General features: G+C 42.1%; 14 protein-coding genes. 6 read left to right on the top strand and 8 right to left on the bottom strand.

Annotation, left to right across the window (positions count from 1 at the left end; all coding sequences use genetic code 11):
• Nucleotides 1–7: 7 nt before the first annotated feature.
• Entirely contained in the window at nt 8–1,534 is a 1,527-nt protein-coding gene (gene hutH / locus JYB65_RS14195) for a histidine ammonia-lyase (RefSeq protein ID WP_206583353.1), read from the bottom strand.
• Nucleotides 1,535–2,090: 556 nt separating this feature from the next.
• Between hutH and JYB65_RS14190 the strand changes: the two genes are divergently transcribed.
• Together JYB65_RS14190 and JYB65_RS14185 are read left to right on the top strand one after the other, a co-directional pair.
• Nucleotides 2,091–2,456, top strand: coding sequence for a DUF4234 domain-containing protein (locus JYB65_RS14190; RefSeq protein ID WP_206583352.1), 366 nt, complete (start codon nt 2,091–2,093; stop codon nt 2,454–2,456).
• Between the two features lie 193 nt (nt 2,457–2,649).
• Nucleotides 2,650–5,337: a calcium-translocating P-type ATPase, PMCA-type gene (locus JYB65_RS14185; protein ID WP_245156694.1), complete on the top strand. Its 2,688-nt coding sequence runs from the start codon at nt 2,650–2,652 to the stop codon at nt 5,335–5,337.
• 54 nt (nt 5,338–5,391) lie between these two features.
• Here the strand turns inward: JYB65_RS14185 and JYB65_RS14180 are convergent, their stop codons facing one another.
• From JYB65_RS14180 to ilvA, 3 genes are all read right to left on the bottom strand, one after another.
• Entirely contained in the window at nt 5,392–6,015 is a 624-nt protein-coding gene (locus tag JYB65_RS14180; RefSeq protein WP_206583351.1) for a manganese efflux pump, read from the bottom strand.
• A gap of 154 nt (nt 6,016–6,169) precedes the next feature.
• The gene (locus JYB65_RS14175; protein WP_206583350.1) at nt 6,170–7,459 is read right to left on the bottom strand and encodes a hemolysin family protein; all 1,290 of its coding nucleotides are present in this window, start codon (nt 7,457–7,459) and stop codon (nt 6,170–6,172) included.
• Between the two features lie 56 nt (nt 7,460–7,515).
• Entirely contained in the window at nt 7,516–8,709 is a 1,194-nt protein-coding gene (gene ilvA, locus JYB65_RS14170; RefSeq protein ID WP_206583349.1) for a threonine ammonia-lyase, read from the bottom strand.
• Nucleotides 8,710–8,935: 226 nt separating this feature from the next.
• Between ilvA and JYB65_RS14165 the strand changes: the two genes are divergently transcribed.
• Together JYB65_RS14165 and JYB65_RS14160 are read left to right on the top strand one after the other, a co-directional pair.
• On the top strand, nt 8,936–10,153 hold the full coding sequence (locus JYB65_RS14165) for an ATP-binding protein (RefSeq protein ID WP_206583348.1): 1,218 nt from the start codon (nt 8,936–8,938) through the stop codon (nt 10,151–10,153).
• A 41-nt stretch (nt 10,154–10,194) separates the two neighbouring features.
• Nucleotides 10,195–11,304, top strand: a complete 1,110-nt coding sequence (locus JYB65_RS14160) for a lipase family protein (RefSeq protein ID WP_206583347.1) — start codon at nt 10,195–10,197, stop codon at nt 11,302–11,304.
• A 124-nt stretch (nt 11,305–11,428) separates the two neighbouring features.
• Here JYB65_RS14160 and ilvD read toward each other — a convergent pair whose 3' ends face one another.
• From ilvD to ilvB, 4 genes are all read right to left on the bottom strand, one after another.
• The gene (ilvD, locus tag JYB65_RS14155; RefSeq protein ID WP_206583346.1) at nt 11,429–13,102 is read right to left on the bottom strand and encodes a dihydroxy-acid dehydratase; all 1,674 of its coding nucleotides are present in this window, start codon (nt 13,100–13,102) and stop codon (nt 11,429–11,431) included.
• Nucleotides 13,103–13,280: 178 nt separating this feature from the next.
• A complete protein-coding gene (gene ilvC, locus JYB65_RS14150; protein WP_206583345.1) occupies nt 13,281–14,276 on the bottom strand; it encodes a ketol-acid reductoisomerase in 996 nt (331 codons plus the stop codon).
• 198 nt (nt 14,277–14,474) lie between these two features.
• On the bottom strand, nt 14,475–14,984 hold the full coding sequence (gene ilvN, locus JYB65_RS14145) for an acetolactate synthase small subunit (protein ID WP_206583344.1): 510 nt from the start codon (nt 14,982–14,984) through the stop codon (nt 14,475–14,477).
• An 18-nt stretch (nt 14,985–15,002) separates the two neighbouring features.
• Nucleotides 15,003–16,664, bottom strand: coding sequence for a biosynthetic-type acetolactate synthase large subunit (gene ilvB / locus JYB65_RS14140; protein ID WP_206583343.1), 1,662 nt, complete (start codon nt 16,662–16,664; stop codon nt 15,003–15,005).
• Nucleotides 16,665–17,278: 614 nt separating this feature from the next.
• Between ilvB and JYB65_RS14135 the strand changes: the two genes are divergently transcribed.
• Together JYB65_RS14135 and leuB are read left to right on the top strand one after the other, a co-directional pair.
• Entirely contained in the window at nt 17,279–18,982 is a 1,704-nt protein-coding gene (locus JYB65_RS14135) for a 2-isopropylmalate synthase (protein ID WP_206583342.1), read from the top strand.
• 169 nt (nt 18,983–19,151) lie between these two features.
• Complete coding sequence (gene leuB, locus JYB65_RS14130) at nt 19,152–20,222, top strand: 3-isopropylmalate dehydrogenase (protein WP_206583341.1); 1,071 nt, start codon at nt 19,152–19,154, stop codon at nt 20,220–20,222.
• The last annotated feature ends 121 nt before the right edge of the window (nt 20,223–20,343 follow it).

Here is a 20,343-nt window from a genome sequence, read left to right as displayed (position 1 = left end):
CCTCCTTCTACCTTAACTTTCCGCAAACCTTTTCCGCAACGTCAGAAATCTTGTGCTGCTTAACCATCTCATCAAACTTCACTAATTCGTTATACATGACAACGTCTTGATCTATCGGATCGACGGTTTTTCTCACAAAATTGTAAACCGCTTGGGTGGTTGGTGAAAGATTCTTTTCTCCCCTCAGCCAGATGGCCTGTGTTGCTGCGAACAATTCAATTCCTAGAACTTTTTGCGAATTATCGATAATCAATGCGGCCGTTCTCGCCGCCGTTGTTCCCATGCTTACATGGTCTTCTTGGTTTCCCGATGAAGGAATGGAGTCCACACAAGCCGGATGCGCATAAATCTTATTTTCCGAAACCATAGAAGCTGCTGCATATTGTGCAATCATAAAGCCGGAACATACGCCGCCATGCTTTGTTAAAAATGGTTCCAAGCCTTCGGAAAGCTGCGGATTGATCAACCGTTCCGAACGTCTTTCCGATACATTTGCATATTCTGCAACGGCCATTTTCAAGAAATCAAACGCTAGAGCCATCGGCTGCCCATGGAAATTTCCGCCGGATATGACTTCATCTTCATCCGGGAAAATAATCGGATTATCCGTAACAGCGTTTATTTCTTTCGATACGGCTTCATAAACATATTGTATTGCATCTCTGGAAGCACCATGAATCTGCGGGATGCATCTCAGTGAATAAGGGTCCTGCACCTTTTTAGGATTTACAGGTTTCGTATTTTCACTGCCATTTAATATCTGTAACATATTGGCCGCTGACTCTTTTTGCCCCTGATGTCCTCTGACATCGTGCACCTTATGATCATATGCTTTTGTAATTCCATTCAGTGCCTCTGCTGTCATTGCAGCAACGATATCCGCTGTTTTTGCTAAGTCCATCGCATCCCACAGTACGTTAATCCCGATAGCGGTCATGATCTGAGTTCCGTTAATTAAGGCAAGCCCTTCTTTGGCAGCCAGCTGAACGAGAGGTATGCCTGCTTTTTCCATCGCTTCTTTACTTGGCAATAGCTCTCCTTTATATTCTGCCTCGCCTTCCCCGATCATGGTTAATACCATGTGTGACAGCGGTGCTAAATCTCCGCTTGCACCCAGTGACCCTTTCTCCGGAATGATCGGATGAACCCCTTTGTTTAACATGTCCAGCAAGGTATGCAACGTTTCAGGACGGATGCCCGAATGTCCTCTTGAAAGGGCATTGCAACGCAGAAGCATAGCTGCCCTTACCACTTCTTTTGGAAGTGCTTGACCCATCGCGCAAGTATGGCTGATGATCAGATTTCTCTGAAGATCTGCCGCTTCCTCAGTTGATATATAAGTATCGGCGAACTTTCCGAAACCAGTGGTGAGTCCGTAAATGACAGCACCCTCTTTCAGTTTTTTATCTACATACGCTCTGGCCTTTTTGACAGCCTCCTGCGCTTCAGGTGCAATCAAAACCTCTTCGCCATTTCTTGCGACACGGATGACTTCTTCAACCGTCAACTTCATTCCATTAATAATAATAGACATATTGTTATCCTCTCCCTTTTATAAAAGCTGTCTTTCCTAGCGTTCTTACTATTCGAAGGCAATCAGCAAAGCCCTCTTGGAATCCCGAATGAATAAATTTAAGTTTTTATGAATAAATATAAATATTTATTCATTGTTTATGAATTTTTATACATATTATCTATTCTATTTCTATCATCACGCATTATGACAAACTTGTCAATATCTTTGCAAAAATTATTTTTAAATTTTCTAAAAATTAATTCAATCCGTCCATATCGTCTTACCATATCAACGGTTTATAACTTTTTCTCTTTCTTTTTTCACAACAATATTATGTTGTCTCATTAATTATTTTTCGCTTTATTACGACATCGCTTTATCATGAATAATTATACCTCGTCATGAGCTTGATACATTAAAAATAACACCACAAACCGGACAATCTATGATGTACTTTATAGTATCTTTTCACTAAATGACAATATAATAGCATATGGTGTTTTTACACTTGTATTGTAAATTAAGAGTGTGATGTACTATACTATTTTGCGCCATTTTTGAAAGGAGTTTCTTCATGAGAGAAAAAAATATTGCGCTGTGCATTCTCTTTACAATTATAACGTTTGGTATTTACGGACTTTATTGGATCATTTGCCTCACCAATGATTCTTTGGAATTATCTTCAGAACGGGGTACCAACGGCGGCTGGGTGCTTATTTTTACCATTATAACGCTTGGTATTTACGGACTTTATTGGTCTTATATAATGGGAGACCGTATTTATAGGCTTCGGCAAAAACATGGCTTAGCAGGCGGTTCCGCAAATGGTGCCCTCTATTTAATCTTCTGCCTTATAGGCTTTTCCATTATTGCGTTAGCCCTCATGCAAAACGAAATAAACAGGTTTCTAGAACCGAATCCTAGCGCTTTCATGGTATAATTTAAATATATAATGTATGAATAAAAAGCTTTGAAATGTGCTATTTTCAAAGCTTTTTTATTGTTGTTGCAGGTCCTCCTTGTTGCTTTCGTTTGCATGGAACGAATGGGAAGTAAAAAACAGAAAAGCATAAACTTCGGTTATATATCTAGGCTTGTCTGAATATCTTTTTCGAAGGAGGTGGATTTAAATTATGTTAAACTCGGTACCTGTTCAACCAAATTCTATAATGGGACTTACTGCTGACGAAGTATCCATTTCGAGAGAAAAATATGGAGACAACCAATTAGGCCGCAGAAAAACGAAAACCTTTATTAGAAAATTTATTGAGAATTTTGATGATCCCATTATCAAAATTCTGCTTATAGTGCTTGCCGTTAATCTTATCCTATTATTTAAAAACTTTGAATGGTATGAATCGGCAGGTATTGCTGCTGCTATTTTTATAGCGACCTTTGTCTCTACTTTATCTGAATACGGCAGCGAATCTGCGTTTGAAAAGCTTCAGGAAGAAGCGGACAAGATGACATGCAGAGTAAAACGGGCCGAAGGGTTATTGGAATTGCCCATTCAGGAGATAGTCGTTGGGGATTACATCGTATTACAAGCGGGTGAAAAGATAGCCGCAGACGGAATCCTTCTATCCGGCGAGTTAAAAGTAGATCAATCCGCCTTAAACGGTGAATCAAAAGAAACCACGAAAATACCGTCAGGCGCCGCTTCCCTCGTTGGCTCCAATTTCATGCAGAAAAACAAACTTTTTCGGGGCAGCATCGTTTGCTCAGGGGAAGGAGTCCTAGAGGTAACACACGTCGGAAACAATACGTTCTACGGAAGAATTGCTCATGAAATACAGGATGAAACGCGAGACAGCCCGCTTAAATTCCGATTAAGAAAACTGGCTGAGACGATTAGCAATTTCGGCTACGTTGGGGCAATAATAGTGGCCGCAGCCGATCTGTTTAATTCTGTCGTACTCAGTCAGGGCTTCGATCCCGTTAAAATAATGGAAGTTGTTACAACACCCGCCATTATTGTCGGGGCTCTTCTGCATGCGTTGACCTTGGGAATTACAATCATCGTAGTTGCCGTTCCGGAGGGCCTCCCGATGATGATTACCGTTGTTTTGTCTTCTAATATGAAGCGGATGCTGAAGGATCATGTGCTGGTTCGAAAATTAGTCGGAATAGAGACTGCCGGCAGCCTGAACATCTTATTTACAGATAAAACCGGAACCATTACAAAAGGAAAGCTTGAAGTGACAGCCTTTATCACTGCCAATGGCATGGAATATAATTCTATGTCTGAACTGGCGGATTCACAAGAGCTTTGTCATTTATTTTACTTATCGGCGCTCTATAATACCAGCGCATCAATCAGTACGAAAGAAAATACGAGACAAGTTATTGGCGGAAATGCAACCGAAAGAGCTATCCTTGACTTTGTTTTAAACCATTCCTCTGCACCGAAAGGCGGTAAGGTACTCACTCGAATACCTTTTAACAGCACCGATAAATTTTCTGCGGCTGAGATCATCTCGGAGGATAAGCAACTGGTGTTTATTAAAGGTGCCCCTGAGTTGATCCTTGCAAATTGTACGAGCTATTACGATGAACAAGGTGTGGTTCGTCCGCTGTCCGGATTATCCGCTCTTCGCAAAACGATGGACAACATGTCTAATCGGTCAGTCCGGCTGCTCGCATTGGCAATAAGCGAATCTACGGTGAGAAAAGCCTCTGATTTAAACGAGTTGACTTTGGTAGGAATTATTTGCATTAAGGATGAGCTCCGGCGTGAAGCGGTGGAAGCCATCCACCAGGTTACGCATGCCGGCATTCAAGTCGTCATGATAACCGGTGACAATAGGGATACCGCAGCAGCAATTGCTAAAGAAGCGGGATTGATCCGGGACGGACAAGATCAGGCGATTATCACAAGCAGCGAATTATCTCAGCTGAGTGACGATGAATTAAAGGGGATTCTGCCAAACTTAAGGGTCATAGCAAGAGCTCTTCCCTCCGATAAAAGCAGGCTTATAAATGTATCTCAGGAAATGGGACTGGTTGCCGGAATGACCGGCGACGGGGTAAACGATGCACCTGCATTAAAAAAAGCAGATGTGGGATTTTCCATGGGCAGCGGCACGGAAATCGCAAAAGAGGCCAGTGACATTGTGGTATTGGATGATAATTTTCTCTCCATCTCCAAAGCAATTCTTTATGGCCGAACCATATTTAAAAGTATTCGTAAGTTTATCATATTTCAGCTGACGAATAATTTCTGTGCCGTTATTATCTCTATCATCGGCCCATTTATAGGGGTGGCCGCACCGATTACCGTCATCCAAATGTTATGGATCAACATGGTGATGGATACCTTAGCCGGACTTGCCTTTTCCGGAGAAATTGCACTGGAAGAGTACATGCATGAACCGCCTAAGCGCCGAGATACACCGATTATCAATTCATACATGTGGAATCAAATACTGTTTACAGGAATATACACCGCTTTTTTATGCTTGATTTTCTTAAAGCTGCCTATTTTCAGCGAATTATTCCGCGGTTCTGAAGGCCGTCACTATTTAATGACCGCTTTCTTCAGCCTATTTATCTTTGCTAGTATCTTTAATAGTTTTAATGCACGTACCTATCGATTAAATTTACTGGCCTATATCGGGAAGAATAAATTATTTTTATCTGTCGTATCCTTTATTTTTGTCGTACAGTTATTATTGATTTACTTAGGCGGTTCCGTTTTCCGAACAGCAGGGCTAACCTTCATTGAACTGCAAATCGTATTGCTGCTTGCCTTTACCGTTATTCCTGTTGACTTGACAAGAAAAATGCTTATACGAATGGCCGGACGCAAAGGAAGTATATAAATTGATTACAAAACTCTACGGTCAGGGCTTTTTTTTCAGCCTGTCATTGGTTATTTACGCGAGTTTCGTTAATCCCAATAGGATAATCGTTAAGCTTGCTGCTAACTTCAGCTTATTTTCAGAGATAAATCTTCCTGCTAATCTGCCCGCTAGCTCTCCGGCGATTAGAAAGGAAGAATTTATCACCGCTGACAACAGTAAAAACCCGAGCAGATTTATTTGGTAAGCGGCTAAAGATAAACCTACCGTTAAGGCATCTATCGAAAGTGCCGCGCCGATATAGGCCGCTTCTTTCATGTCTATAACCTCCGAATGATCCATATCCGCGGCGGAAGGTTCCCGCACTATGTTTACAATGAGATGGAGAGGTTTTATTCTGATTTTTTTAATAATAAACGCTTCGCTTTCTATCGGATAGCGGATGTTGATGATTGTTTGAACAAACAAAAAAAAGCCTAAGGCCATTAGCAGGAATGAGCTTATTATTTTGGATGCAAAAATTGAAATAAATGAAAATACAACATAGCCTGCTAAATAAGAAAGGGTAAGGGCCCCTAAGGAAATCATTATAATGGTCAATACGGCCGGAATACTTATTTTAATTTTTCTTAGCCCATAGTTTACTCCGATACTGAGGCTATCAATATTTAATGATAATGCAAGGAAAAATGCATACATGTCAAGACCCTCCAATTATTTAGTCACCGTAACAGTTTATGCAGCATTGAACAAATCGTCCCTGATTGCTGGATTTAGCGCACGGTTTACGACAAACAAAAAAACTCCTAAAACTTATTACAGTGTTTTAAGAGTTTCCTATTTTTGCTTGTCTTTAAGTCACTTTTTTAACCAGCAGTTTGCTTATCCTTTTTCTGTCGCATTCCAAAATAATAAATTCATAATCCCCATAGAAGGTTTTCTCACTGATTTGAGGATCCGATTCGAGTCTTGAATATAGCCATCCGCCTATCGTATCAATATGCTCTGCCTCGATGTTAATGTGCAGCAGATCGTTCACATCTTCAATCATAACCTTTCCATCCAGAATATAATTGCCGTCTTTATCCGTTGAGATCTCGTCCTCTTCCTCATCGAACTCATCCGTAAGATTCCCAACAATTTCTTCCAAAATATCTTCAACGGTTACTAATCCCGCAGTGCCTCCATATTCATCAATAACGATCGCTATTTGTGATTTTTCTTCTTTAAACATTTTTAGCAATTGATTGATTGAAAAGGATTCCGGGATAAAGTTAAGGCTGCGGATGATTCCTTCAAGGTTCTGAGTAGTGCCTTCAATTTTCATCTTATATAAGTCTTTAATGTGTATAAAACCAATCACATGATCTTTATTGCCATTACATACCGGATATCTTGTCAGCTGTTTTTCTAAGGCATACGATAATATATCTTCGAAAGAATGATCCAGATAAATGCATTCCATATCCGTACGCGGAATCATAATTTCTTTAACAGTTGTCTCTGAAAAATCAAAGATATTATCCACAAAGGTTAATTCCGTCTGGTCGATTAAACCATGCTTATAACTTTCCTCAACCAGCAGCTTGATTTCTTGATCGGTATGTGCCGCCTCATGTTCATTCACTTGAGACATATGAAACAATTTTAAAACCAGATTCGTGCTGTGATTAAAGGTCCACATGATGGGATACGTTATTTTATAAAAAAGGATGAGAGGCAGAGCTGTATGCATCGCAATCTTTTCGGCATTAATAATAGCCAGTGATTTAGGAACCAATTCTCCCAATACGATGTGGAACGCCGTTATAATGGAAAATGCCACGATAAAGGAAACGGAATGCAGAACACTTTCAGGGACATGAAACAAATTAAAAATCGGCATTAACATCCTCGAAACGGCAGGTTCTCCTACCCAACCTAGCCCTAAAGAGGCTAACGTTATGCCTAACTGACACGCTGATAGGTACGAATTCAAGTCATTCACCACTTTTAACGTATGTCTTGCGCTCTTATTTCCTTGCAGCACTAATGTTTCTATTCTGGATTTTCTTACTTTTACTACCGCAAACTCTGTAGCCACGAAAAAGCCATTCATGAAGACAAGCAAGAGCACAACGATAATATTCATTACTACGATCATTATTTATTTATTTTCCCCCTATATAATACCACTTTAGATAAATCTCCTTACCCTGCTTATACCAAATGGAAGCCTGCGCTTATCAACTCAGTCTTGATCTGCTGAACCTGTGCTTCATCCCTGGTTTCCATAACAATTCGAAGGAAACAGCTGTTAATGTCCATATTCGGATCACTGCTGTCATGATGAACGGCAATTACATTTCCGCCAAGATGACTGATTATTTCACTCACACCAAGAAGCTGGCCCGGTTTGTCCACTAAAGCAACCGTTAAGGTACTTCTTCTTCCGCTCATAATCAGACCTCTGGTGATCACTCTGTTTAAAATGTTTACATCAATATTTCCGCCGCTTACTAAACAAACAATTTTCTTTCCATGTAAATCAAACTTATTAAACATGGCAGCAGCGACAGAAACAGCGCCTGCACCCTCTGAAACCAGCTTTTGCTTTTCCATTAGTGCTAAGATAGCTGCCGCAATCTCATCATCAGAAACGGTTGCGATGTCATCTACGTATGTTGAAATCAATTCAAAGGTTTTATCCCCCGGACGTTTTACCGCGATTCCGTCTGCAAACGTATTAGCAGAATCCAGCGTAAGAAGTTCACCGCCTTTTACCGAGTTATACATACTGGCAGCCCCTGCTGCCTGAACACCATACACTTTACAATTCGGATTCAGGCTTTTAATGGCAAAAGAGACTCCGCTTATTAATCCGCCTCCGCCGATTGGAACGATAACCGCATCCGCATCGGCCAACTGGTCTAATATTTCAAGCCCAATCGTACCCTGCCCTGCGATGACATCATCATCATCAAACGGATGAATTAAGGTTTTGCCTTCTTCTTTCTGTATTTCGATTGCTTTCGCATACGCATCATCATACGTATCCTTTACCAGACAAACCTCTGCACCATATTGCTTTGTGGCTTCTACCTTGCTGATAGGGGCGCCGTCCGGCATGCAAATCAGGCAAGGAATATTACTTTTTTGAGAAGCCAGTGCCACCCCTTGTGCATGATTGCCCGCACTGCAGGCGATAATCCCTCGCTCTTTTTCCTCTTCCGTCAGCTGACTGATTTTGTAATACGACCCTCTCAGCTTAAAGCTTCCTGTCACTTGAAGATTTTCTGTTTTTAGATAGACCGTATTTTCTCCGCTCAAGGCGGGAGCTACGATTAAATCGGTTTTCCTTGCCACTTCTTTTAGGACAAAAGCGGCATGGTATATTTTATCTAACGTAAGCATAACAATTTACTCCTTTATTTAAATGTGGTATACTATGAATTTGAACATCACATAACTTTATTATAATTATTTTACCATTTTATCACAGATATACACTAATGTGAATAAGCACAATGACGGATTGCCTGAGAAAGTATCCGCAGCATGGCCATTCCTTTCCGCACGCTTTCAGCAATCATTATAATTGTGTTCCAAATAACCCAATTGTAAACAGGAGTACATTAAAATGAATAAACTATACAGCCTATCTACAAAGCTAAATACCCTCGTGATTTTTAGAAATTTATTAGAAAATCCTGTAATTAAATCCCTGCAAACTCTCGCAGGAGAAACCTATCATTTAAAATCTTCCGAGGAAATCATTAAGTCCTATGGCAGCTTTGTATCCGCGCTTTTTAACAACACCTGCTGCCTCAGCGACTATATTGTCGAGCTTGCTATGAACGATGAGAATTTTTATATCGTTGGAAAAGGCGCCGGAAAAGAATTTGACCCTGTTGTGGAGGACTGTCTCGAAAATGAACTTCATATTTTGAATCAGCTAGCCGCACTAACCGCCAAAGAAACAAAAACGACTATTCCATACGCGGATTATTTACCAGAATGGATCAATAAAGATATCGATATCCGCTCATTATATTACGAGCGAATTAAAAATTTACCGGTCACCGGCTACGGGATTTATGTGCGTTATGCCGCTTTTGTTCTGACAGAAGAAGGGATCATGCCTGTAAAATATCCGGATCCTCAATCCCTTTCACAGCTCCAAGGATATGAAAGAGAAAGAAACCTTGTCATTCAAAATACACTTTCGCTTCTCCATGGGACAGGTGCCAATAATGTGCTGCTTTATGGGGATGCAGGAACGGGTAAGAGCTCTACCATTAAAGCTATTTTAAACGAATTTAAAGATCAGGGGCTGCGGCTCATCGAAATAAAAAAAGATCAGTTGCTTCAACTGCCGAATCTCTTAGAAGAGCTGTCCGTTAACCCGCTAAAATTCATATTGTTTATTGACGATTTAAGTTTTAGCAGCAATGATGACAGTTTTTCCACGTTAAAAGCGGTGCTTGAAGGCAGTGTAGCTTCCCGAAGTCATAATGTCGCCATTTATGCAACCAGTAACCGACGTCACTTGGTGAAAGAAAATATGTCCGATAGAAATGGGGACGACCTTCACCTGAACGATACTTTACAGGAAACATTGAGCTTGTCTGCCCGTTTTGGCCTTAAAATCACATTTCAAGTACCGGATAAACAAGACTATCTGGATATCGTGCTTCATCTTGCGAAGGAAAGTGGTCTGACTTTGCCTCAGGACAGTTTGTTTGTAAAAGCAGAGGCCTTTGCCATTCGAAATGGCGGCAGAAGTCCAAGAACGGCGAAACAGTTTGTACAAACGCAGAGCATTTTACAGAAGAGTGAAGGGATTTTACAGCCCTAACGTTACATGATTAAAAAACCATAGAAGAAAGGAGACTCCTAATGAGACGAAAAATTTTATGTCTATCATTTGTTCTTTTACTGCTGATGACCTTGACCCGTTTTCCCCTCAGCCAAAATGAAGCTTTTGCAGCAAGCACACTGAGCAAAGATGTAACCATACTGGGCCCAAACGGTGAAGATACGACAATAGAAAAGGTGACCTATAGTGATTCCTTTTTTAGCGATGATTCCTCCAACTATGGGCAAGGACCTGCAGCATTATCCTTAGCTTTCAGCACTGCCGCTTACGGAAGTACGCCGTCATTTATAGAGAATGCGCTGTCGGCGTTTGGCTTCACCAATGACAGCATCTATGACAGTGACTCGTATCAGGCGAGCGCAAAAGAAGGCCATGATGCGGTAGGATATTCTTTTGCCAGTAAAAAAATAAAAGTAAACAATAAAGAATATACCCTCGTAGCCGTCGTGATCCGAGGTACCAGCGGAGATAACGAATGGATCAGTAACTTTAATATCAATAACTCAGGTGACAATCCTTTTGTACATGAAGGTTTCAGCCTAGCAGAAAAATCGCTGCTTGTTCATTTAAACCAATACGCAGAAAGCTTGCATTTGAACAGAGCCACGACAAAGTTTTTAATAACCGGACACAGCAGAGGAGCTGCCGTTGCCAACTTACTGGCGGCCGATTTGTCTGAAACAGAGCAGTTGGCGGATCAATCGAATATTTACGGTTATACCTTTGCAACGCCGAATGTTGCTAAAATAAACGAGAACAACTATCCAAACATCTTTAATGGGGTAAATCCGGCTGATATCATCACCCAGATTCCGTTAGAAAAATGGGGTTACAGCAAATATGGGGTTACTTATAGCTTACCGGAAGAGTCTAAGATTCAGGCAGAAAGCCTAGCGGCTTCTCAGAAGCTTTTATCGGATCTTGAGAGTATGGCCCCGACTATTCAGGATTTCTATAATGATAATCTGGCACTGATTCTTTTGCACGGTGATTTTATAAAGAAATCCGTTACTGAAATGCATTACCCTGCGACATATCTCTATTGGTTAGATCAGGCAGACCCGAACAAACTTTCCGAACAGATTTTAGAGATACAGCTGAAAATGATTCCGGATAAAACTTACGCCTAAACAGCCATTGAAAAACAGCATGATAAAAGGAGATAATGAGCTTAATTTTGAGCTAATCATCTCCTTTTTATTTTTATTCAGCCGTTCTTTTTATCAAAGAGAGTTCCTTCCTTTGTATAAAATCTTATAAATCCTGCTTCATGATGGCGCCTTTTGCGGCGGAATCCACCAATTTTGCATATCGTCCAAGCCAACCGCTTCTTACCTTTGGTTCAGGCGCAACATACGCAGCTTTTCTCTTCGCAAGCTCTTCATCGGAAACCTGCACATTGATCGCATATTCAGGAATATTAATCTCAATGATGTCGCCTTCCTCAATCAAGCCGATGCTTCCGCCGCTTGCAGCCTCCGGACAAACGTGTCCGATGGAAGCCCCTCTGCTTGCGCCGCTGAAACGTCCGTCTGTAATCAGTGCCACCGATTTATCCAGCTTCATGCCGGCTAAGGCACTGGTAGGACCGAGCATTTCTCTCATACCTGGTCCGCCTTTTGGTCCTTCGTAGCGAATCACCACAACATCGCCCTGCACAATCTTTCCGGCATAGATGGAAGCAATGGCTTCTTCTTCGGAGTTGAATACTCTTGCTGGTCCGGAATGCTTTAACATCTCCGGAGCAACCGCACTTCTTTTTACCACGCAGCCTTCCGGTGCTAAGTTACCAAATAAAATCGCAATGCCGCCTGTTTCACTGAATGGCGTTTCAATCGGTCGGATCGCTTCCGGATTCTTATTTCTGGCGCCCTCGATATTTTCACCAAGAGTTTTCCCTGTTGCGGTAATCACGCTCAAGTCCAACAGCCCCTTCTTCGCCAGTTCTGTCTGAACCGCCGGAATACCGCCTGCAATATTTAAATCCTGCATATGGGTATCTCCTGCAGGTGCCAAATGACAAAGGTTTGGCGTCTTCTCACTGGTCTGATTAAACATATTCAGATCAAGGGGCACTCCTGCTTCATTGGCAATCGCCAGTAAGTGAAGTACGCTGTTAGAAGAACATCCAAGTGCCATATCACATGTTAGGGCATTCTTGATCGATCTTTCATTAATGATGTCTCTTGCCTTGATGTCTTTTTCTACCAGTTGCATAATTGCTTGACCTGCCATCTTTGCAAGACGGATTCTCCCGTTGTGTACTGCCGGAATGGTTCCGTTACCTGGAAGAGCAATTCCTAACGCTTCACATAAACAATTCATGCTGTTTGCCGTATACATACCTGCGCAAGAACCACAGCCCGGACAGCAGCCCTGTTCAAATTCTTCTAACTTTGCATCGTCAATTAAATTTGCTTTTCTTGCTCCAACTGCTTCAAAGATTTTAGACAAGCTGATTTCTTCTTCATCTACAAGCCCTGCCATCATCGGCCCGCCGGAACATACGACCGCCGGAATATTCATTCTTACTGCGGCCATGACCATACCGGGAACGATTTTATCACAGTTTGGAACGAGTACCAATCCATCAAGGGCATGGGCCATCGTCATGGTTTCCACACTGTCCGCAATTAGCTCTCTGCTGGCTAAGCTGTATTTCATTCCGATATGGCCCATTGCAATTCCGTCACAGACACCGATGGAAGGAATCAGGATCGGCGTTCCGCCTGCCATTCTTACCCCTGCTTTTACGGCTTCTGCAATTTTATCCAAATGATAATGACCCGGTACGATTTCACTGTGTGCAGATACTACGCCGATCAGAGGTCTGTCTAATTCTTCTTTTGTGTAACCCATCGCATAGAACAAGCTTCTCATAGGAGCTTTCTCAATGCCTTGCGTTACGTTTGCACTTCTCAATGCCATCTCATTTACCTCCGTATATTCTTTATCTTTAATGGAGCATTTTTTATCCTATTAGATCTAGGCACCGCGCAGTTTATTGCACAATACCCTAATTTTAAAAGATGCAAAAAAGGTTGCATCAAGACGAAAGCTTAAGTGCACTACCGTTTTTTGATACAACCTATACTTACTCTATACGTTATTTCTTAAGCCAGCTCATCATCTTTCTTAATTCTCCGCCAACCTTTACAAGAAGATGTTCGGTTTCCTTTCTTCTTGTTGCTAAGAACTTCGCCTGACCGCCCGCGTTGAATTCTTGAATGAATTCACTTGCAAAAGTACCATCCTGGATTTCAGAAAGAACCTTTTTCATTTCCTTACGAGTTTCTTCCGTGATGATTCTCTTTCCTGTTCTGTAGTCGCCGTATTCAGCCGTGTTGGAGATGGAGTATCGCATCATTTCAAATCCACCGCTGTTGATTAAGTCAACAATCAGCTTCATTTCGTGAATACATTCAAAGTATGCCATTTCCGGTTCATATCCGGCTTCTACCAATGTATCAAACCCAGCCTTCATCAATTCCGTTACGCCACCGCAAAGTACCGCCTGTTCACCGAATAAGTCTGTTTCTGTTTCTTCCTTAAAGGACGTTTCAAGAATACCTGCACGGCCAGCACCGATTCCGGCAGCATAAGCGAGTGCAACATCCTTTGCCTTTCCTGTTGCATCCTGATGAACAGCGATCAAGCTCGGAACACCCTTTCCTTCCTGATACTGAGTTCTTACAGTATGTCCAGGTCCCTTTGGTGCAATCATGATAACATCGATGTTCGCAGCAGGCTTAACCTGATTGTAATGAATGTTAAAGCCATGAGCAAAGGCAAGCACATTGCCTTCTTTCATGTGCTGAGCAACCTGTGTCTTATAAATATTTGCAGCCATTTCATCCGGTACCAGCATCATAACAACATCTCCGGCTTCAGCAGCTTCTTCAATTTCCATTACCTTTAGTCCGGCCGCTTCCGCTTTTGCAGTGTGGGCTGAACCCTTTCTAAGGCCAACTACCACATTCACTCCACTGTCATGAAGATTCTGTGCATGCGCATGTCCCTGGCTACCAAAGCCAAGAATCGCAACGGTTTTTCCATCTAATAGTCCTAAATTGCAATCAGGTTCATAATACTTTTTAATCATTTCCTCTATCTCCTTTAAAATATACTTGGCAGTATTAAAAAACAATATAGTATAATAAACGCTACAAATCAAATCTGGTATTTCCGTAAGGTAGCGTTTATTGAATCACACGGCGATGCCGCTTGTGTGATATGACAAATTTAACGTGACCGGTGATCTTACCAGCCTGTGTACAAAAACGGGGGTGATGACTGTCTCTTAATCATCAGAACAAATACCGTCCTCCGTGCCTCTTTTTATGCCGGTGATACCCGTTCTGCACATTTCCACTACTTCATAGCAGTTAATCATGCGCATAAAGCCATCCAGCTTTTCAGGCGCACCTGTCAGCTCTACAATCATGCTGTTTTTAGACAAATCAATAATTTTACCTCTGTAAATTTCCACGATTTCTCGGAGTGCCGTTCGATTCGTCTTGTCTGATTTAATCTTAACAAGCAACAGCTCTCTGTACAAGCTGTTTTGTTCTTCCAGCATAAATATTTCTTTTACAACTTCCAATTTCTCAGTCTGAGTCAGAATTTGGTTCAAGGACTGGTCATTGCCGGTAAATACAATGGTGATCCTTGAAATAGCCGGATTATCTGTTGCAGATACAGTCAGGGAGTCGATATTGAAACCCCTTCTTCCAAATAGGCTCACCACTCTGGTAAGTACATTTGCCTGATTATCTACAAAAATACTGATTACTTCCTTCTTCATGGTCATGGCAATATGCTCCTTTCCTTAACCTATTATCATATCCTCAACCGTCCCGCCGTTTGGAATCATCGGCAGAACCCGTTCTTCCCGATCAATGATTGCATCAATCCAGACAGGACCGTTTTCCTTCAATGCTTTTGTAAATGCCTCTTCAAATTCTTGCGGTGTTCTGGCTCTGTATCCTTTTCCGCCGAAGCCTTCTATCACTTTTACAAAATCGGTGCATCGCTCCGGCGTCGTGGAAGAGAAACGTCTGCCATAGAAAGTCGTTTGCCATTGATATACCATTCCGAGAACGCTATTATTCATGATGACGGTTATAATCGGCAGCTTGTTGCTTACGGCTGTACACGCCTCTGTTAAATTCATATGGAAGGATCCGTCCCCGGTGAAGTGAATGACTCTTTTTTCAGGGCAGCCAATCTGTGCACCGATGGCGGCGCCATAGCCGAATCCCATCGTTCCAAGCCCGCCGCTGGTTAAAAAGCATTTTGTATTTTCATGTTTCAGATACTGAGCAGCCCACATCTGATGCTGTCCAACGTCCGTCACATAGATGGTTTCCTTGTCGGTTAACTCACAAACGGAAGAGATGATCTCACTTGGATGTAATTCCGCACCTTCTACCTTGCAATCCCCTTTCGTCTTTTTCCATTCGGAAACCTTTTCGATCCATTCGCTTCTATCGGCCTTTTCCACTAATGGAATCAGCTTCATTAACGCATCTTTTACGTCACTTACAACGCTGAGATCAACCAAAACATTCTTGTTAATTTCACTCTTATCAATGTCTATTTGAATGATCTTCGCGCCTTTCGCAAAGTTGCTCATATTCAAGGCTACACGGTCACTGAATCGGGTTCCAAGAGCAAGAACTAAATCGGCTCGGTCGACAGCCTTATTGGAAGCAATACTTCCATGCATACCGATCAGTCCCAGGTTCTTTTTATCATCATAGCCTAAGACGCCGGCTGCCATCATCGTATATGTACCCGGCATATCTGCCTTCTGTAATAATTCTGCCAATTCTTTGGATGCTCCGGAAGCTGCCACGCCCCCTCCAAAATAGGCAACAGGACGGTGCGCCTTATTGATAAGCCTTGCAATTTCTTCGATATCGCTCATTTCCGCCTTCGGAAGCTCCTTCACTATGAAAGGTGCCTTATTTACAAATTCAGCAAATCCGGCCGTAACATCCTTCGTAATATCTACTAAAACAGGTCCCTTTCTTCCGCTCTCAGCGATTCTGAAAGCGTTTCGCAGAGTGTCTGCCAAATCTTCTATCTTGTTCACAAAGTAATTATGCTTTGTAATAGGCATCGTAACTCCTGTAATGCAAATCTCCTGAAATGCGTCTCTGCCGATCAGCGTATCCGGTACATTACAAGTGATAGCCACCATCGGAATACTGTCCATAAATGCAGTCGCAATACCTGTTACAAGATTCGTCGCTCCCGGACCGCTTGTTGCAAATACAACACCTGTCTTTCCGGTCGCTCTGGCATAGCCGTCTGCAGCATGGGCCGCATGCTGTTCATGGGAAGCTAAGATGTGTTTAATTTTGTCCTGATAGTTGTAGAGCGTATCATAGACATTCAAAATAGTACCTCCCGGGTAACCAAATACAGTGTCAACGCCTTGTTCCAGCAATACTTCTGCTACAATCTCAGATCCTTTTCGTTTCATTTTCATCTCTTCCTTTTCTCAATACATTTCATTTCTGTCTGCCTAAATACTTTGCCCATTACTTTATAACCTTACACCGTTCATGAGATTTTTTTCAACCATGGAATGATACATTCCATACAATAGTCTCATCGCAAAAAATCGGTTAAATTGTGTCGGTTAAAATGATAATTAACTCTAATTATATAGTTATCACTTAAAAAGTCAACGCTTTTTTGTGATAATTCACAAAAAATGCAAAATAGTTGTTGACAAAGCCGTATCGTTCTATTATAGTAATAAATTAAGCAGACGTGTGCGGTCTATTTTTTAGGCCGTCACATACAATTAAATAGACTTGCGATGATAGGAATAAGCTGTTGTCTACGCATTATAGAGAGTGATTGGTCGGTGTGAAATCACATGCGTTCATATAGTGTCTCACCCTGGAGCAAGAACACTGATGAGTGGGTATTGATAGATACCAAGAAGAGTGGTACCGCGGAAGCTTTAATATTTCTATGTATTTAGCCTTCGTCTCTTGTAATATGCAATTGACGAAGGTTTTTTGTTTTTGTTTTAAAATTCGTCGAAGACGATTTTATAGATTTTTAAATTCAAGGAGAGGCAAGATTATGAAAAATTATGAAAAGTACAAGGTAGGCTATTATATGCCGCCGATCAACGAAATGAAATGGGTAAAAAAAGACCACGTTAAGAAACCGCCTGTTTGGTGCAGTGTGGATTTGCGTGACGGCAATCAGGCTCTTATCGTACCCATGAGTCTGGAAGAAAAAGTTGAGTATTTTCAGTTCCTCCTCAGCCTCGGATTTAAAGAAATAGAGGTTGGCTTCCCGGCCGCTTCTAAAACAGAGTATCGATTTTTACGAACATTGATTGAAAAGAATCTTATTCCGGATGATGTAACGATCCAGGTTCTGACTCAATCGAGAGAACATATTATCAAAAAGACCTTTGAGTCTTTAAAGGGTGTAAAGAAAGCGATTGTCCATCTATATAATTCTACTTCTTACGCTCAGCGTGAGCAGGTATTTAAAAAGTCGAAGGAAGAAATCATTGAGATCGCAACAATCGGAGCAAAACTGCTAAACAAGTACAAGGAAACGATGCCGGAAACCGATTTTTCTTTTGAATATTCACCGGAGAGCTTCACCGGTACGGAAATGGAGTTTGCACTGGACATTTGCAATGCCGTTATCGACATCTGGAAGCCAACCCCAAAAAACAAGGTGATTATTAACCTGCCGGCGACCGTATCCATGTCCATGCCGCACGTTTACGCAAGCCAGATTGAATATATGAGCGATCATTTACACGATCGAGACAATGTACTTATTTCTCTTCATCCTCACAACGACAGAGGTACTGCCGTTGCAGATGCTGAGCTTGGCCTGTTGGCAGGCGGTGATCGAGTGGAAGGAACCTTATTCGGAAACGGCGAACGAACAGGAAATGTAGATATCATTACGGTTGCGATGAATATGTTTGCACACGGTGTGGATCCGGGACTTGATTTCTCAAATATGCCGGAAGTCGTAGATAAATATGAACAGTATACCGATTTAAAAGTGCATCCAAGACAGCCTTACGGCGGGCAATTGGTATTTGCCGCATTTTCAGGGTCCCATCAGGATGCCATTGCCAAAGGTATGGATTGGCGGAATAAGAAAAATCTCATTGAATGGACGGTCCCTTACCTGCCAATCGATCCCCGGGATGTAGGCCGTGAATATGAAACCGACGTCATCCGGATCAACAGTCAGTCCGGTAAAGGCGGCATCGCTTACATCCTGGAACAGAGTTATGGCTATGAAATTCCTCAGAAAATGCGGGAAGAAGTCGGTTACTTCATCAAGAACGTTTCCGATCGTCAGCATAAAGAATTATCCCATGAGGAAATTCTGGAAGCCTTTAGAACAGAGTATATCAATGTATTTACGCCGGTGGACATCACGGATGCTACCTTTAGAAAAGCGTCCACGTACAAAAGCGATGATGGAATGATTGTTGATATCAAGGTCACCATAGACGGCGTTGACTACGATCTGACAGCCTCCGGAAACGGCCGATTGGATGCGGTAAGCAATGCGCTGAAAGAGAGCCCTTATGCTTTTGACTATACATTTGTAACGTATTCTGAGCATGCATTGGAAGCAAATTCAAGCTCCAGAGCCGTTGCTTATGTCGCCATTGCCGATAAGGACGGAAAAATCTTCTGGGGCGTAGGGATTCATGAAGATATTATTCTTGCTTCCATTAATGCACTGGTTAGTGCCATTAACCGCCAGAAAAAGGTTCAGCCCTTAACGGCAAAATAATAAAAGCAACAACCAATTGATAAGATATTTGTTGCGCAGAATTTTTTTCGTATTAGCCGGATTTATCGATTGAATGCGAAGGCGCGTACATAAGGTACGTAACTGAGCATGATATGAGATAAACCCGGCTAATACGGAAACAAAGGCAAGCAACAACAAAGGAGGAAATATGAATTATAGAATAGCCCTAATCCCCGGCGACGGAATAGGCCCGGAGGTTGTGACTGAAACAGTAAAAGTATTAGATAAAATCGCTGAAAAATATCAGCACCAATTTGACTATACAAAAGTATTGGCCGGCGGCTGCGCCATCGATGAAACCGGTGCTTGCCTGCCCCAGGAAACCATCGATACTTGTAAAGAAAGTGATGCCGTACTGCTTGGTGCCGTCGGCGGTTGGAAATGGGATACGCTTCCCGGTGACCAGAGGCCGGAAAGAGCCTTGCTCGGTCTTCGTAAAGAGCTCGGTTTATTTGCAAACCTCAGACCGGCCATCTTGTTTGATGAACTAGCTGACGCTTGCCCGCTTAAACCGGAGATTGTGGAGGGCGGACTTGACATTGTCGTAGTCAGAGAATTGACCGGAGGGATTTATTTCGGAGAAAAAGGCTTCAAACAAACCGATTTAGGTCTTGCTGCCTACGATGTAGAACAATATGCGGAAGAAGAAGTTCGCCGAATCGCTGTCGTTGCTTTTGACATGGCCATGAAGAGAAACAAGAAAGTGACCAGCGTCGATAAAGCCAATGTCTTGGAAAGCTCCAGACTTTGGAGACGAGTGGTTGCGGAAGTTGCAAAGGATTATCCGGAAGTGACGCTGGAAAACTTATATATCGATAATGCTACCATGCAGCTTGTAAAGAATCCGAAGCAGTTTGATGTCATCGTAACAAGCAATATCTTCGGGGATATCCTTTCCGATGAAGCCAGCATGATTACCGGTTCCATCGGTATGCTTCCTTCCGCAAGCTTAGCAAAAGGCAATTTCGGTATGTATGAGCCGGTTCACGGTTCCGCACCGGATATCGCAGGTCAAAACAAAGCAAATCCGATGGCTACTATATTATCCGCTGCCATGATGCTTCGTTATACGTTTGGGCTTTCTGCGGAAGCAGATGATATGGAAACTGCCGTAAAATCCGTTCTGGCAAAAGGATATCGTACACCCGATATCTTTACGGAGGGAATGAAAGCAATCGGCACAAGAGAAGCCGGAGATTTAATCGCAGCAGAAATCTAGCCTGCTTTTCGGGCAAAAAATTAATGCGCTGTTTGGCTTTGCCACTAGCGCTTTTTTTAAAATAGATAAAAAGGGACATATATAATAGTAGGAAAAATTTCATTTTTTATCCCAAAAATGG

Origin of the sequence: Clostridium aminobutyricum, assembly GCF_017255415.1 — a bacterium.
Classification (GTDB): domain Bacteria; phylum Bacillota; class Clostridia; order Peptostreptococcales; family Anaerovoracaceae; genus Aminipila; species Aminipila aminobutyrica.
This window is presented reverse-complemented; position numbering and strand designations above follow the sequence as displayed.